This is a genomic window from Halorhabdus rudnickae, from assembly GCF_900880625.1.
Lineage (GTDB): Archaea > Halobacteriota > Halobacteria > Halobacteriales > Haloarculaceae > Halorhabdus > Halorhabdus rudnickae.
The window spans coordinates 22,407-35,283 of the sequence record NZ_CAAHFB010000006.1 but is presented as its reverse complement, the minus strand read 5'-3'; the positions used below and the strand labels follow the sequence as shown (position 1 = coordinate 35,283).

13 protein-coding genes are annotated in these 12,877 nt (G+C 64.0%); 7 read left to right on the top strand and 6 right to left on the bottom strand.

Translation table 11 applies throughout. From position 1 onward, the window contains the following. The first annotated feature begins 75 nt into the window (after window positions 1–75). Entirely contained in the window at window positions 76–945 is an 870-nt protein-coding gene (locus tag BN2694_RS15065; RefSeq protein ID WP_135667072.1) for a CbiX/SirB N-terminal domain-containing protein, read from the top strand. A 20-nt stretch (window positions 946–965) separates the two neighbouring features. Here the strand turns inward: BN2694_RS15065 and BN2694_RS15060 are convergent, their stop codons facing one another. Both BN2694_RS15060 and BN2694_RS15055 read right to left on the bottom strand, forming a co-directional pair. Beyond that, window positions 966–2,072 (bottom strand): outer membrane protein assembly factor BamB family protein, encoded by a 1,107-nt coding sequence (locus BN2694_RS15060; protein WP_135667071.1) that lies wholly within the window; start codon window positions 2,070–2,072, stop codon window positions 966–968. Next, the gene (locus tag BN2694_RS15055) at window positions 2,069–3,094 is read right to left on the bottom strand and encodes a M48 family metalloprotease (protein WP_210409002.1); all 1,026 of its coding nucleotides are present in this window, start codon (window positions 3,092–3,094) and stop codon (window positions 2,069–2,071) included. The genes BN2694_RS15060 and BN2694_RS15055 overlap by 4 nt, the downstream gene beginning before the upstream one ends. A gap of 122 nt (window positions 3,095–3,216) precedes the next feature. Here BN2694_RS15055 and BN2694_RS15050 point away from each other — a divergent pair, with 122 nt between their 5' ends. Beyond that, complete coding sequence (locus BN2694_RS15050; RefSeq protein ID WP_135667069.1) at window positions 3,217–4,296, top strand: DR2241 family protein; 1,080 nt, start codon at window positions 3,217–3,219, stop codon at window positions 4,294–4,296. Between the two features lie 23 nt (window positions 4,297–4,319). Here the strand turns inward: BN2694_RS15050 and BN2694_RS15045 are convergent, their stop codons facing one another. Both BN2694_RS15045 and BN2694_RS15040 read right to left on the bottom strand, forming a co-directional pair. Continuing rightward, entirely contained in the window at window positions 4,320–4,877 is a 558-nt protein-coding gene (locus BN2694_RS15045; RefSeq protein WP_135667067.1) for a DUF7524 family protein, read from the bottom strand. Window positions 4,878–4,910: 33 nt separating this feature from the next. Next, complete coding sequence (locus BN2694_RS15040) at window positions 4,911–5,105, bottom strand: methytransferase partner Trm112 (protein ID WP_135667065.1); 195 nt, start codon at window positions 5,103–5,105, stop codon at window positions 4,911–4,913. 116 nt (window positions 5,106–5,221) lie between these two features. On the opposite strand from BN2694_RS15040, the gene BN2694_RS18065 reads away from it, so the two are divergent. Further along, window positions 5,222–5,455, top strand: coding sequence for a hypothetical protein (locus tag BN2694_RS18065; RefSeq protein ID WP_210409001.1), 234 nt, complete (start codon window positions 5,222–5,224; stop codon window positions 5,453–5,455). Between the two features lie 38 nt (window positions 5,456–5,493). Here the strand turns inward: BN2694_RS18065 and BN2694_RS15030 are convergent, their stop codons facing one another. After that, window positions 5,494–6,873 (bottom strand): adenylosuccinate synthase, encoded by a 1,380-nt coding sequence (locus BN2694_RS15030; RefSeq protein ID WP_135667063.1) that lies wholly within the window; start codon window positions 6,871–6,873, stop codon window positions 5,494–5,496. A gap of 192 nt (window positions 6,874–7,065) precedes the next feature. On the opposite strand from BN2694_RS15030, the gene BN2694_RS15025 reads away from it, so the two are divergent. Further along, window positions 7,066–7,371, top strand: a complete 306-nt coding sequence (locus tag BN2694_RS15025) for a hypothetical protein (RefSeq protein WP_135667061.1) — start codon at window positions 7,066–7,068, stop codon at window positions 7,369–7,371. Between the two features lie 22 nt (window positions 7,372–7,393). Here the strand turns inward: BN2694_RS15025 and BN2694_RS15020 are convergent, their stop codons facing one another. Beyond that, window positions 7,394–10,003, bottom strand: a complete 2,610-nt coding sequence (locus BN2694_RS15020; protein WP_135667059.1) for a DUF7527 domain-containing protein — start codon at window positions 10,001–10,003, stop codon at window positions 7,394–7,396. A 146-nt stretch (window positions 10,004–10,149) separates the two neighbouring features. Between BN2694_RS15020 and BN2694_RS15015 the strand changes: the two genes are divergently transcribed. The 3 genes from BN2694_RS15015 (at window position 10,150) to BN2694_RS15005 (ending at window position 12,876) form a co-directional block, all read left to right on the top strand. Continuing rightward, window positions 10,150–10,536, top strand: a complete 387-nt coding sequence (locus BN2694_RS15015) for a DUF7541 family protein (RefSeq protein WP_135667057.1) — start codon at window positions 10,150–10,152, stop codon at window positions 10,534–10,536. 172 nt (window positions 10,537–10,708) lie between these two features. Next, a complete protein-coding gene (locus tag BN2694_RS15010; RefSeq protein ID WP_135667055.1) occupies window positions 10,709–10,981 on the top strand; it encodes a DUF6684 family protein in 273 nt (90 codons plus the stop codon). 128 nt (window positions 10,982–11,109) lie between these two features. Further along, on the top strand, window positions 11,110–12,876 hold the full coding sequence (locus tag BN2694_RS15005) for a cbb3-type cytochrome c oxidase subunit I (RefSeq protein WP_135667053.1): 1,767 nt from the start codon (window positions 11,110–11,112) through the stop codon (window positions 12,874–12,876). Window position 12,877: the final 1 nt, after the last annotated feature.

Genomic DNA, 12,877 nt, shown 5'->3' with positions numbered 1-12,877 from the left:
CCCCGCCTGCGTCCGGTGGTCGCATAAATCCCCAGTAGGCCAACGGCTAAGGCGACGCTCGGCCAACCGGGAGCAATGCCTTCCCTGGTCGTCGCTGCTCACGGGTCACACCTCAATCCCGAGTCGAGCCGTCCGGCCCACGAACACGCCCGGCGGATCCGAGAGACTGCTGCCTTCGAGTCCGTACAGACTGCCTTTTGGAAGGAAGAACCGCACTTTCGGGAGGCGCTGCGGACCGTCGACAGCGACGCGGTGTATCTCGTCCCGCTGTTCATCAGCGAGGGCTATTTCACCGAGCAGGTGGTCCCCCGAGAATTTCGCCTTGAGGACTGGCGTGGCTGGAACTCGGACGGTACCAGTGCCGTCTCGGCGACCCTTTCTGCCGCTGACACCGGTCAGACCGTCCACTACTGTGGCCCCGTCGGAACGCACGACGCGATGAGTGACGTGATCGTCCGCCGGGCAGAGTCGATTGTGCGCGATCCCGATGTCGGTGAGGGGTACGGGTTGGCGGTCGTCGGCCACGGCACCGAGCGCAACGAGAACTCCGCGAAGGCAGTCGAGTATCACGCAGACCGGATCCGTGCTCGCGATCGCTTCGAGGAAGTACAGGCACTCTTCATGGACGAGAAGCCGGAAGTCGACGACGTGACCGACTATTTCAGTAGTGACGATGTGGTCGTCGTCCCCCTCTTTATCGCGGACGGCTATCACACCCAGGAGGACATCCCCGAGGACATGGGACTCACTGACGATTATCGGACGGGGTGGGAGACGCCCACAATGGTCGACGGCCACCGGATATGGTACTCGGGGGCAGTCGGGACCGAACCGCTTTTGGCCGACGTGATCCTCGAGCGGGCGGCCGACGCCGGCGCGGACGTGACCGCGGCCATCGAACGCGTCCGCGAGGAGACCAGCGGCGTCGGTGCGTCGGCCGACTGACCCTGGCTCGTCCATACCGCTCAGGGGACGTGGCAGGTCGCGCCCTGCTCCGAAACGACGAGGACGCCGTCGTCGACGAGGAACGGACCAGCCTTGATATCGTCGTATTCGACCGTCCAGCGGTGGCTTCCGTCGTCGGTCGCCAGCGCAGTCAGCCCCGAGTCGCTCTCGACGAAGACGCCGCGGTCGTCGGCGGCGACGCGATCTAAGTAGTCGGTCGAGTCTCTCTCCGCACGGTTTCGACCAGCGCCCGAATCGTCGCTCGTTGCCCACTGACGCGCCCCCGACCGGTCGAACGCGACGACGTCGAGAGAGATGCGACAGTAGATCGCGTCGGTGGTCACGGCGAATGAGGCGACGCGGTCGCTCGATATCCAGCGCGTCTCCCCGGTGTCGCCCTCGAGGGTCGTTAACCCGTGTCCTGCCAGTGCGAAGACCTCCCCGTCGACGATCGAGAGCCGCCGGGCATTGACGGTCGACCGGTTCCAACGCCGCGTTCCGTCGGGGTCGAAGCAGACGACGGATCCGCCGACCCAGCAGACGACCATCTCGGCGCTCGCGGCGACCGTCGGCCCGAACCCCCCGCGGTCGCTCCCGAGTTCCGGTTCCAGGTCGACCCGCCACCGCTCGGAACCGTCGGCGCAGACTGCCAGCGCGCCGTCGGCGGTCACCGCGTAGACGCGCTCATCGGCGACGGCCAGCGCTTCGACCCCGCCGTCGACCGTCGTCTCCCACATCTGTCCGTCGGGGCCGAACCGGACGACCGGGGTCGACTGAGTGTCCGCCTCGACGAGTGCGACGGCCGCGCCGCCGTCACCCAGCGCGACCGCGCCCGCCGGTCGGTCGAACTGCTCGGTGAAGCGTTCGCGACCATGGGCGGTGTCGTAGGCGACGACCTCCGCGCCGTCGACCCATGTCTCGGTGTCGATGTCGTACGACATGCCCGAACTCCGGACGGTGTACAGCGTCTCGCCGGTGACGCCCATGTCTTCGGCCCAGGAGAGACCGCCGATCGACTCCTCGCGCCAGCGGATGTCTCCACCACCGGGGTAGTACCCACAACCCGGGAGAGCGATGCCGGTCACCGTGGTTCCGAGAGCGGCGAGAAACCGTCGTCGAGAGGTCACGCCCGTTCACCCGCGAGTTCCTGCAGGCGTTCGATACGCTCGTTGGTTGAGGGATGTGTCGAGGGGAAGATGTCGCTGCTGATCAACTCGCGCTCCTCGCCGAACTGGTAGTCGTCGATCGGCGCGACGTACAGCGCTTCGAGGCCGCCGTCGACGTGCCGGAGATCCCGATCCGGACGGTCACTCATCTCGTCGTCGACCGTCCGCAGTGCCGAGGCCAGGGCGGCCGGCTTACCGGTGATCGCTGCGGCACCACGGTCGGCCGCGTACTCCCGGTACTGGCTGAGTGTCCGAAAGAGGGCGAAACTCGCCAGCCAGAACAACGCCGAGATAGCCATCGTCACGATCGCACTGACGACCAACACGACGATGGCGATAAACAGCCCTTTCGCGCCGTCATCGTCGGTATGTCTGAACGATCCGAGGACGTGAAAGATCCCGCGCAACACGAAGAAGGCGGCGATCGCGACGACGTAGGTCAGCGACGGCAGGACGTACGACAGTGACATCACGGTCACATCGTGGTTCTTGACGTGAGCGAGTTCGTGGGCGAGCACGGCGTCGAGTTCGTCGCCCTCGAGTGTGTCGAGTGCGCCCTCAGTGACCACGATCGTTGCCTTCGAGGGACGGACTCCGATCGTGAAGGCGTTGGGGACGTCCGAACGGCTGACGGCGACGCGTGGTCGCTCGACCTCGGCGATCTGTGCGAGCCGGTCGACGCGAGCCACGAGATCCGGCCGCTCGTCGGCGGTGATGCGTCCGGCGTCCACAGACCGGAGCGCGATAGAATCACCGAGGAGGAACTGCGCGGCAAACCCGACGGCGACCGCCCCGATCGCGAGCCACGACTCGACGTAGACTTCGCCGTTGTACGGGCGGGCAGTTGCCCAGGCGAGGAGGTCTAGGCCGATCGCGTTGATCGCAAAGACGAACGCGTAGATGAATGCCACGGGGAGGACGGCCACGAACACGAGCGCGAGGCCGATACGGATCGTCAGCCCCCTGTCGGTCTCCCACTCCATGCAATTACCACATCGTTTGCCGCGTGGTCAGGCAGAGCGTATCAATGTTGTCACTGAGAGTGCGAATCGACGGGATCTGCCGGTGGCGGAGCGTTTTATCCGCCGGCGACCGACGAGCGCGTATGGACCGCGACCCGGTAGAGGCGCTTCGCGAAGCGGCCCCGGACGGTGTCGAGTACGACGGGCTGATCGCTCGTCTGGAGGGGGAGACCCTTCAGGTCGCCGTCGACGGATCGACGACTGTCGCCGACGGAACGCTCGCGGATCTCCCCGATTCGTTCGTTCCCTTCGTCACGAACTGGGCCTTCTGGCACGCGATCGCCCCCCAGCGACCGGCCGACCGCGCGTTCCTTCGGTGGCTCGAACGGGCCCATGAGGACGGCGACCAGTCTGCCGTCCCGGCTCGATACGATGACCTCGAAGACGGGGTTACCCGGACGTGGGGGCAACTGCGGATCACCACGACGCTGGCCGACCGGGGCCAGCGCCGATACGAGGTACGACACGTCGACGACCGGGACGCCTCTATTGGGGACCTCCAGACCTACGGCGATCCGGATGCTGCCGCGGAGATCGCCAGACGCGACGATCGCGGCCGGTACCGACCGCTGCGGACCGCGCCGACGCTACCGACGGGCTGGGTGTTCCCGGCTCTCGGACCCGAGACGCTCGTTGCGGTCGTCGGGGCCTTCTACCCGGCGACGATCGAGAACTGGTACCGGGAACGGGACGGGGGCCTCGACGTGACCCACTATCGGGAAGCAGCCGACAGACAGACCGGTCGCTACCGATCAATCTCCGAATTGCCCGTCGAGGCACTCGAATGGGCCGCCGAGGCTTGCTGTGCCGATTCACAGTGTCTCAAGCGCCGCGAGTGGGACGAGGACGGGGAAACAGAGCTGGACGTCCCACGCGGCGACGGGGAGTTCCCCTGCCGGGAGCCGTGTTCGCTGTTCGTCGCCGCGGCCAAGGAGTGGACCGACCTGGAACGCGAACAGTCCCGGACCTACGAGTTCGAGTTGACGCCGAGCGAGAAGGCCCAACTGGATGAGTTAGTCGATGCCGTCGCCGACGGGCGGGTCGACGAGATCCGCGAGGCTGAACTTGGAGAGGGAGCCAACCGGTACCGGACGCGGTACTTGCGCGCGAAACGTTTCGAAGACGGGGCGTTGCCGGCGACCGAGCGTGACGACGACGCGTGATCGAGTGTGCCGCTTCGGTTTCCTCAATCGCCGACGAGGGCATACAGCGCGAAGGTAACGCCGAGAAACACGACCGAGGCCCCGAGCGCGACGACGAACTGTCGGAATACGAGGGCTGCGCCGACAGCGAGCAACAGCGCCAGCGCTGCGAGTGACAGTACTGGCAGTACCGGACTCCCCTGGAAGGGCCCACCGGGTTCTTCCGGTTCTTTCGGCTGGGGCTTGGATAGCGACTCGTCGACCTCGACTGACTGGGCCGCCTCAACCGGCTTGCTGATATCCACGTCGACGTACCGTGTCGTCGCCCCGTACCCGACGGCGACCTTGAGTTTTCCGCGGATCGACGCGCCGTTTCGGACCTCGACGGTCACGCGGCGTTCGCTCTCGCCGTCGACGTAGTGGTTGGTCGCCTCGATCGCGGCGACCGAGGACAGCGGATCGTCGAGGTGGAGGTGGACGTGTGAGGACTCGCCGTGGTTTATCAGCCGGATCTCGAAGCTCCCCCTCGTCTCGTAGGACTCGGGAACCGCCAGATCATGCAGTTCCTCACGGTTGACGTGAATGGGGAGCGGACTGTGCACACTGGAGTGTCCGCGCGGAATGTTAAAAAAGCTTCAGGCCGGGGCGTCCTCGCGCATGTCCGGCGGGAGGAGATTCGGGATGCCGTCCTCGATCGGGTAGGTTTCGCCACAGTCGGTACACGTGAGCGTCCCGGCGACGATCTCGCCGTCCTCGCGTTCCCCGACGTCGAGTTCGAGGTCTTGTTTGTCCAGCGGACAGCAGATGATGTCCATCAGATCCTCCTGCATACACCAAGCCTGTCTCCCGCGCGCCAAAAGCGTGCCGCTCGCTCTCAGTCGTGTCTGTCTCTCGCGACCGGGCTGACCGGTAGCTCATTATGCCAGGCACCTCTCCGGGAGTATCTATGAGTCCGTACGATGTCGCCGTCGTCGGCACCGGCCCTAATCCATCCGATCCCAGCGTCGAGAGCTTCGCGATGGCATACCGTCACGCCGAGGCCTACGAGCGCCGCGACGACTGCCAGTTGGTCGCCGCAACTGACCGTCACGCCAACCGTGTCGCCGCCTTCGGTGATCGCTTCGACGTGCCCGTGCTGGAAATCCAGGACGGCCTCTTCAAGACGATGGCACAAGCGTGACGTCGGGCCGGACAGCGAGAAGGCTCTGATTGAGGCGATCAGTACGGCCGTTCGCGGACGATCGTGTCTTCACGCGACGGGCCGACACCGATCGCGTAGATCGGGACATCGAGTTCGTCGCTGACGTACTCTAGGTACGTGCGAGCGTTCTCCGGGAGGGCCTCGTACCCATCCTCGGCGATCACGTCCCAGTCCTGGTCGTCCCACCCGTCGAACGTGCGGTAGACGGGCTCGCAATCGGCCCACTGTTCGGTGGTCGCGGGCATCGTTTCCAGTTGCTCGCCGTCGAGTTCGTATGCGTCGGCGACCTTGAGTTCGTCCAGTCCCGCGAGCGTGTCGACGTGGTTGACTGCGAGGCCGGTAAAGCCACTGGCACGGGTCGAATGCCGGAGCATCGGCAGATCGAGCCAGCCGACCCGGCGCGGTCGGCCGGTGACGGTACCGTACTCGTCGCCGGCCTCGCGGATGTACGTCGCGAGTTCCTCTTCGGCGGGATCGCTGTCACCGTCGTACCCGGGTGTGTCACCCTCGACGCCGGCCAGTTCCGTCGGGAGTGGCCCGCTACCGACCCGCGTGAGGTAGGCCTTGACGATGCCGATCACTTCACCGTCGCCGATGACGCCAGGCGAGAGCCCGGTGCCGACCGTCGCCCCGCCCGCGGTCGGGTTCGAGGAGGTGACGTAGGGATAGTTTCCGTGATCGATGTCGATGATGGTCCCCTGGGCCCCTTCGAGCATGAGACGCTTGCCGGCCTCGCGGGCGTCACTCAGGAACGCACCGGCGTTGACGGCCATGTCCTCGCGTTCGATCCGGCGGCCGTACTCGCGGAACTCCTCGAAGAGGGCATCGATGTCGAAGGCGTTTGGATACGCCTCGAGATCGTCTGGGTCGAGGTCGTAGACGTCGTCCGCGATGGCCCGTTTTTGCGGGACGACGTATTCGAGTCGTTCGCGCAGGACCTCGGGGTCCAGCAGGTCGCCAATCCGGACTCCGCGACGGCCGGCCTTGTCCTCGTAAGTCGGACCGATCCCGCGGCCCGTGGTGCCGACCTCCTGGTCGTCTTCGCTCTTGACGTCTTCCTCGATGCCGTCGAGCACGCGATGAAACGGCATGATCACGTGTGCGCGTTCGGCAACCCGCACGTCGGGTTCGAGTCCCCGTTCCCGGAGCATTTCGAGTTCGTCGAATAGCGTCCGCGGGTTGATCACACAGCCGTTTCCGAGGACGCCGACTTTGCCCCGGATCGCGCCACTGGGCACCAGCGAAAGTTTGTACTCCTCCCCGCTGTGGCACACCGTGTGCCCGGCGTTGTCGCCGCCCTGATACCGGACGACGACGTCGGCCTCGTCGCTGTAGAGGTCGACGACCCGGCCTTTCCCTTCGTCGCCGAGTTGGGACCCTACGATCGTAACGGTCATCACTCGCCCGTTTTTTCCACCTCGGTATACAGATTACGGTCCCAGCGTCTCGATCGTCACTGTGCCGAGGATCGGATCTCTGGTTGTTACTGTATCACAAGCGTTATATCGTCAGTCAATGTAGGTTCAACAGCTAATTTTCGCGGATGGACAACAACCTTTAAAACCTCCGAACACAAGTTAACACGTGCCATGATAGATAGGCTAGAGAAAGAGGTGGACATGCTGGAGCGACATCTGCAGGTTCTGCGGATGGTCATCGAGAACGAACCGATCGGGATCGTAAAGATGTCGAACGAGACGGGGTACCCCCATCACAAGGTTCGATACTCTCTGCGGGTACTGGAAGAAGAGAACCTGATAGAGCCTTCAAGCCAGGGTGCGATTACAACCGAGGAGACAGACGAGTTCGTCGCCGATCTCGACGAGAAGGTCGATCACACGATCGAGAAACTCGAAGGGATGAAGATCGACGACGCGGCGGAAGTCGAGAACTGAGCGCGATTGCTTTTGCGGTCGCCTACAGTTCCGGGACAGGCATGTGGAATTGTTCGTCCCGCGCCTCGACGAGACATAGGTGATACCCCTGTTTGCGGGAGACCTTCACGAAGCTCTCGCGCTTGTCTCGACTGAGCAGGCCCCCGCCGGTCGACTCGGCCGCAGTTTTCAGTGCTTCCGGTTCAAAGAAGCTCGCGGTGACGTACATCGCCCCGGCCAGCGATTCGTTGGATTCGCTGACTCGGGTGGCCGTCGTGACGAGCGAACGCATGTCGTCTTCGGTGGCCGCCTCGCGAGTGTCGTTGAAGTTCGCGACGACCAGCGGATTGCCCATGCGGTCGCGCAATACGACGTCGAAGGTTTCGTGTGATCGCTTCGTCTGGCCGTCCTCGGTGTATTCGACGCTGGCCTCCCCGTTGAGTTCCGCTCGGTCGACCAGCGGCAAAGCGTCGTAGAGATCCGACAGGCCGTTCTGGTGACCGGTGTCACGGATATCGAAGGCCAACTGGCGAAGGAGCCAGGACACGAATCGGAACTCGATCGTCTCTCGAAGGAACGCATCGAAGGGCTGATCGGCGACGACCGCGCCGTCGGTTTCGAACTGGGTGTGGTACTCGACGTTGAGGTTCTCGTTGATGTCCGAGCGGCTCGCTCCGCTGTCGTGGACCGTCTTCAGTGTCGGCTCTCCTTTCGAGTCGTATCGAACGAACAGATCCGTCCCATCCATCGCTTCCGCCCGGCTGAGTCGCGTTTCGGCTGTGGTATCCGGCGCATCGACTTCTTCGAGCCGGGTCTGTAGGGAGTCGCGTTGCTCTCTGAGGTCGGCCAACTCCTCGCGTGCCTGCTCGAGTTCCGTCTGCAGTTTGTCGCACTCGTCCAGGAGTTCGTCCCGTTCGTTGGCGATCTCATCGCGCTCCTCACGGGCACTTTCGAGTTGTGCCTCGAGTTCCTCGATCCGTCCCTCTCGTTCGGCGATCGTCTCCTCTACATCCCGAACGCGGTCGTCGGTTCCGGCGTTGGCGCTCTCGTCATCGACCGTCTCGGTCGATGCGTCTCTCTCCGTCTCCTCGGATTCTGTCGGCGTCTCGGCCGTCGTTTCGGACGTTGTCTCCTCTTGAGCTGTCTCGGCCGACGTGTCGGCGACGGCGCTGTGGGGCTCCGTTTCGTCACTCGGTTCCGGTTTCGGACGGGCCGTCGGATGGGTTTCGCCCATCGTCGACTCCGTCGTGGCGTCGTCCGTGGTCTCGCTCCTCGTCCGGTCCGGGTCGAGCGAGGGGATCGTCCGGGTTTCGAGATCATCCGCACTGCCTGCCGAGGAATCGTGTGCCGAACTCCCTCCTGTTGACCGATCACTCCCTGAAGGCTCCCGGGAACGGCTTCTCGCCGTTTCTCGCTCCGAACGCGCAGATTCGACTTGCTCTTTCCCGGTGGATGGCGTTCCAGACTGGGTCTTCTCACGTGTTTGTTCCTCGGTTTCGGCGGTAGTGTCTGCCGTCGGTCGTCGCTCGTGCTCGGTCGTCCTCGCCGCGGACTCGGTCTCCTGTCCGGTGGTCGTCGTCTCGGCAGTGGCCGACCGATCCCGCTGGGCTGTGTCGTTCGTTTCGCGTTCTTGGGTTGTGGCTCCTTGCTCACTCGATCCGCCGCTGGCCGGCGTGGTCGTCCGCTCGGCAGCCTCCCTCGGCCCGTCGTCTGTTGTCTCTGCCTCTGTCGTTGTCTCCGGGCTTGTCTCGGCGTCGTCGACTGTTCCAGCGGTTTCCGTCTCACTGGCCGTACTCTCGGCTTCGTCGGACGCGGTCGCCTCAGCCGTGTCCGTCTCTTCTGGATTCGGTTCTCCGGTTCCCGATTTCCCGGCACTCGGTTCTTCGGCACTTGGTTCTCCCGTACCCGGCTTTCCAGTACTCGGCTCTCCCGTGCCCGGTTCTTCGTCACCCGACATTGTCCCTTCGGTTGGCTCCTCGGGGGGCGTCGCCCGTTCGTCGGACTCGTTCTCGGCGGGTTCGTCGCCGGCCGAATCCTCGGTGGATCCGGGCGCTCCCCCAGCGACCGTCGTGGCGTCCTGGTCCACGTCGTCCGACGCCGCGGTCGAGCTTCCGGACGCAGGAATCTCGATCGGATCGACATCGACGGCCCGGACCTTGTAGATCCCGACCTCGCCGTCGGCCCGCTGGAAGGCCTCGTCCTCACTCAACAACTGCCCGCTGTTGCCGACGAAGGCGACGCCCATCGAGCGCCCGCCGTGATAGACGACGTAGTAGTCCCCGCTGAGAACGTTTTCCGAGAGTTCGATGTAGCCGGTAAAGCCGCCGTCGGAGAGCGTCGTATCGACCTTCGAGAGCGGCGTCTCCTCCGTGTAGTACTTCGCCCGGACCTCGTCGCCGCGGTCCTGCATGACGATCAACAACGGGAGCGCCGGCGTGGGGGCCTCGTAGGCCGTCCCATCGGCGGCCTCGAAGTCCTCGATAGCCCCACCGATGATCCCGACGACAGTGCCGTTGAGCATACAGAGCGTCCCGGCCGGCGAACGGACGACCCCGGAGAAGTCCTGCCTTGCGAGTTCCTGCAGGCCTCGATAGCCGCCGCCGAACGAGCGAGTCTCCCACTGGTCGACCCGCTCGATAGCGCGTGTAGTCATTGTCCTGAACAAGTCGTATAGACGGCATATACTTTGCGCCCGCAACCGACGGCTACCGCTTGAAATCACTCAAACGCTGCCCTACAAGTGACGGACGGACCGCCGGCTCCGATGGACCTTTCCGGACTCCAGCCCTAATTGCCCCCATGAGCGAGCAAGTCGACGCCGGCGGGTACCGCCGCGCCAGCCCGTGGCCCGTCTTCGTCGCACTGGGGTTTGCCCTCTCGGAACTTGGGATCTTCGTCGGGCTCTATCCCGTCGCCGTCGGCGGACTGTTGTTGCTTGCAGGCAGCGTGGCGGGGATTCTGCGGGAATCGAACTACGCCACCGACGTTTGGCGTCCACTCGCCGGCCTCGGTGCTGTCTTGTCCGTCCTTGGCCTCGCCATCGTCGCGACACAGATCGACCCGACGACGTTGGACATCCTCGCGGTCGTGGCTGATCCCGGCGGGATCGTCGGCCGTGGCCTCGCCGTCGTCGGTGCCGGTGTGATCCTGTTCGCAGTCGGACTCCCCGGACTGCTGCTGGAGTGATAGTGATTACTGTCGGTCTGTTCCACATCGACCGCACGCAGTTGTGCAGTCGTCGCGGTAAATCGCTACAGTAATCACTATGAGTCGCCTTTCCGAACGATCGTCGTCCCCGGACACCCGCCTGTTTTCCGCTTCCAACAGTCTATTTACGGCTTGTGGCGAACCCTCGCCTATGGAGATCGGTCCGCTCGATCACGAGACCTTGCTCGATCTGCTGGTCAACGTCATCCCCCTGGGCATCCTCGTGTTCTTTTTCGCCGCGTTCGTGCTCGTCAGTCCGTTTGGCTGGGATCCCGTGGCTTCGGGCCTGCAACTGGCGATCGTCGGGTCGATGATCGTCCTGCTCACGATCCTTTCGTATTACGCCGGGCGGGCAATCGCGAACGCCGAGCGCGGTGGCGAACCCGAGGAACCGCCGGGCGTGCTCCCCGAAACGCGAGACTGATTGTTTCGAACGTCTTTCGTTTTCCTGTCGACAGATCCTAAATAACCCCCAGTATCGGGGGATGAACACCATGAGAGAATGGTGCCGACAACGCACCCTTTTAGTAGGAACCTCCCGGAGAATGGGCCATGGCAGGACAGCAGCTCGCACTGACGGTGTTGATGGGGCTGGTCCTCGTCGGGGTGGCCACACTCCTCACGCGTCTCGAGGACTGGCGGCGCTACACGGCCATGGCGGGCGGCGCCGTCACCGTCGGCGAGGAGAGCGGGTACGGCCATCGCGAAAAGCCCGGGGGCGTATTCAGGTGGCTCACGACCGTCGATCACAAGGACATCGGTATTCTGTACGGCGTCTTCGCACTCGTCTCGTTGGCCATCGGTGGCATCATGGTGCTCATCATGCGGTTGGAATTACTGACTCCCGCATCGGACGTGGTCAGCCCACAGTTCTACAACGCCTTGCTGACGAGTCACGGGATCACCATGCTGTTTCTGTTCGGGACGCCGATCCTCGCGGCGTTCGGTAACTACTTCATCCCGCTGTTGATCGGTGCCGACGACATGGCGTTTCCACGAATCAACGCCATCGCTTTCTGGCTGTTGCCCTTCGGCGCGCTCCTCATCTGGGCTGGGTTCCTGATTCCGGGGATCGCCCCGTCACAGACCAGCTGGACGATGTACACCCCCCTGTCGGTCGAACAGGCCCACTTCGGCACCGATCTCATGTTGCTAGGGTTGCACCTCACGGGCATCTCGGCGACGATGGGGGCGATCAACTTCATCGTGACAATATTCACCGAACGCGGTGAGGGTGTCAACTGGGCGAACCTGGACATCTTCTCCTGGACGATGCTCACCCAGTCGGGGATCATCCTCTTCGCGTTCCCGCTGTTGGGTAGTGCGATCGTCATGCTGTTGCTGGATCGGAATCTCGGGACGATGTTCTACGCGATCGGTGAGGGCGGCGGTCCGATCCTCTGGCAGAACCTCTTTTGGTTCTTCGGCCATCCGGAGGTGTACATCCTCGTGCTTCCGCCGATGGGGCTGGTCAGTTACATCCTCCCTCGCTTTGCCGGCCGGAAGCTCTTCGGCTTCAAGTTCGTCGTCTACTCGACGCTGGCCATCGGCGTCCTCTCCTTTGGCGTCTGGGCCCACCACATGTTCGCGACCGGGATCGACCCGCGCTTGCGAGCCTCGTTCATGGCCGTCTCCTTGGCGATAGCAGTGCCCAGTGCAGTGAAGACGTTCAACTGGATCACGACGATGTGGAACGGTCGGATCAGGCTCGCGGCACCGATGCTGTTCTGTATCGGCTTCGTCTCGAACTTCATCATCGGCGGCGTGACCGGGGTCTTCCTGGCAGCGATCCCGATCGACCTGGTGTTGACTGATACGTACTACGTCGTCGGGCACTTCCACTACATCATCATGGGCGCGATCGCCTTCGCAGTGTTCGCGGGCATTTACTACTGGTTCCCCATCTTCACCGGGAAGATGTACCAGCGCACGCTGGCGAAGTGGCACTTCTGGCTGTCGATGATCGGGACCAACGTGACCTTCTTCGCCATGTTGCTGCTGGGGTACCTGGAGATGCCCCGGCGGTACGCGGCCTACGAGTTCGATCCGGCGGTCGCACCGCTCGACGCGATCACACTGCTCCACCAGGCGGCAACGGTCGGGGCCGTCATTCTTCTGATCGGCCAGCTGATCTTCGTCTGGAACGTCGTCCAGTCCTGGCTGGAAGCGCCAGCAGTCACCGACGAGGACCCTTGGGATCTCAAAGACGACGGCCTGTTCACCCGGGAGTTCGGCTGGCACGCCGACCGCCTCGCGCTGCCCGACGGCGGCGAGGAAGAGGCGATGACCGACGGCGGCGAGACGGAAACGGACCAGTAGC

Coding starts and splice junctions, on each gene's coding strand:
- BN2694_RS15065 (WP_135667072.1), top strand. CDS start 76: ATGCCTTCCCTGGTCGTCGCTGCTCACGGGTCACACCTCAATCCCGAG.
- BN2694_RS15055 (WP_210409002.1), bottom strand. CDS start 3,094: ATGGAGTGGGAGACCGACAGGGGGCTGACGATCCGTATCGGCCTCGCG.
- BN2694_RS15050 (WP_135667069.1), top strand. CDS start 3,217: ATGGACCGCGACCCGGTAGAGGCGCTTCGCGAAGCGGCCCCGGACGGT.
- BN2694_RS15040 (WP_135667065.1), bottom strand. CDS start 5,105: ATGCAGGAGGATCTGATGGACATCATCTGCTGTCCGCTGGACAAACAA.
- BN2694_RS18065 (WP_210409001.1), top strand. CDS start 5,222: ATGAGTCCGTACGATGTCGCCGTCGTCGGCACCGGCCCTAATCCATCC.
- BN2694_RS15030 (WP_135667063.1), bottom strand. CDS start 6,873: ATGACCGTTACGATCGTAGGGTCCCAACTCGGCGACGAAGGGAAAGGC.
- BN2694_RS15025 (WP_135667061.1), top strand. CDS start 7,066: ATGATAGATAGGCTAGAGAAAGAGGTGGACATGCTGGAGCGACATCTG.
- BN2694_RS15020 (WP_135667059.1), bottom strand. CDS start 10,003: ATGACTACACGCGCTATCGAGCGGGTCGACCAGTGGGAGACTCGCTCG.
- BN2694_RS15015 (WP_135667057.1), top strand. CDS start 10,150: ATGAGCGAGCAAGTCGACGCCGGCGGGTACCGCCGCGCCAGCCCGTGG.
- BN2694_RS15010 (WP_135667055.1), top strand. CDS start 10,709: ATGGAGATCGGTCCGCTCGATCACGAGACCTTGCTCGATCTGCTGGTC.
- BN2694_RS15005 (WP_135667053.1), top strand. CDS start 11,110: ATGGCAGGACAGCAGCTCGCACTGACGGTGTTGATGGGGCTGGTCCTC.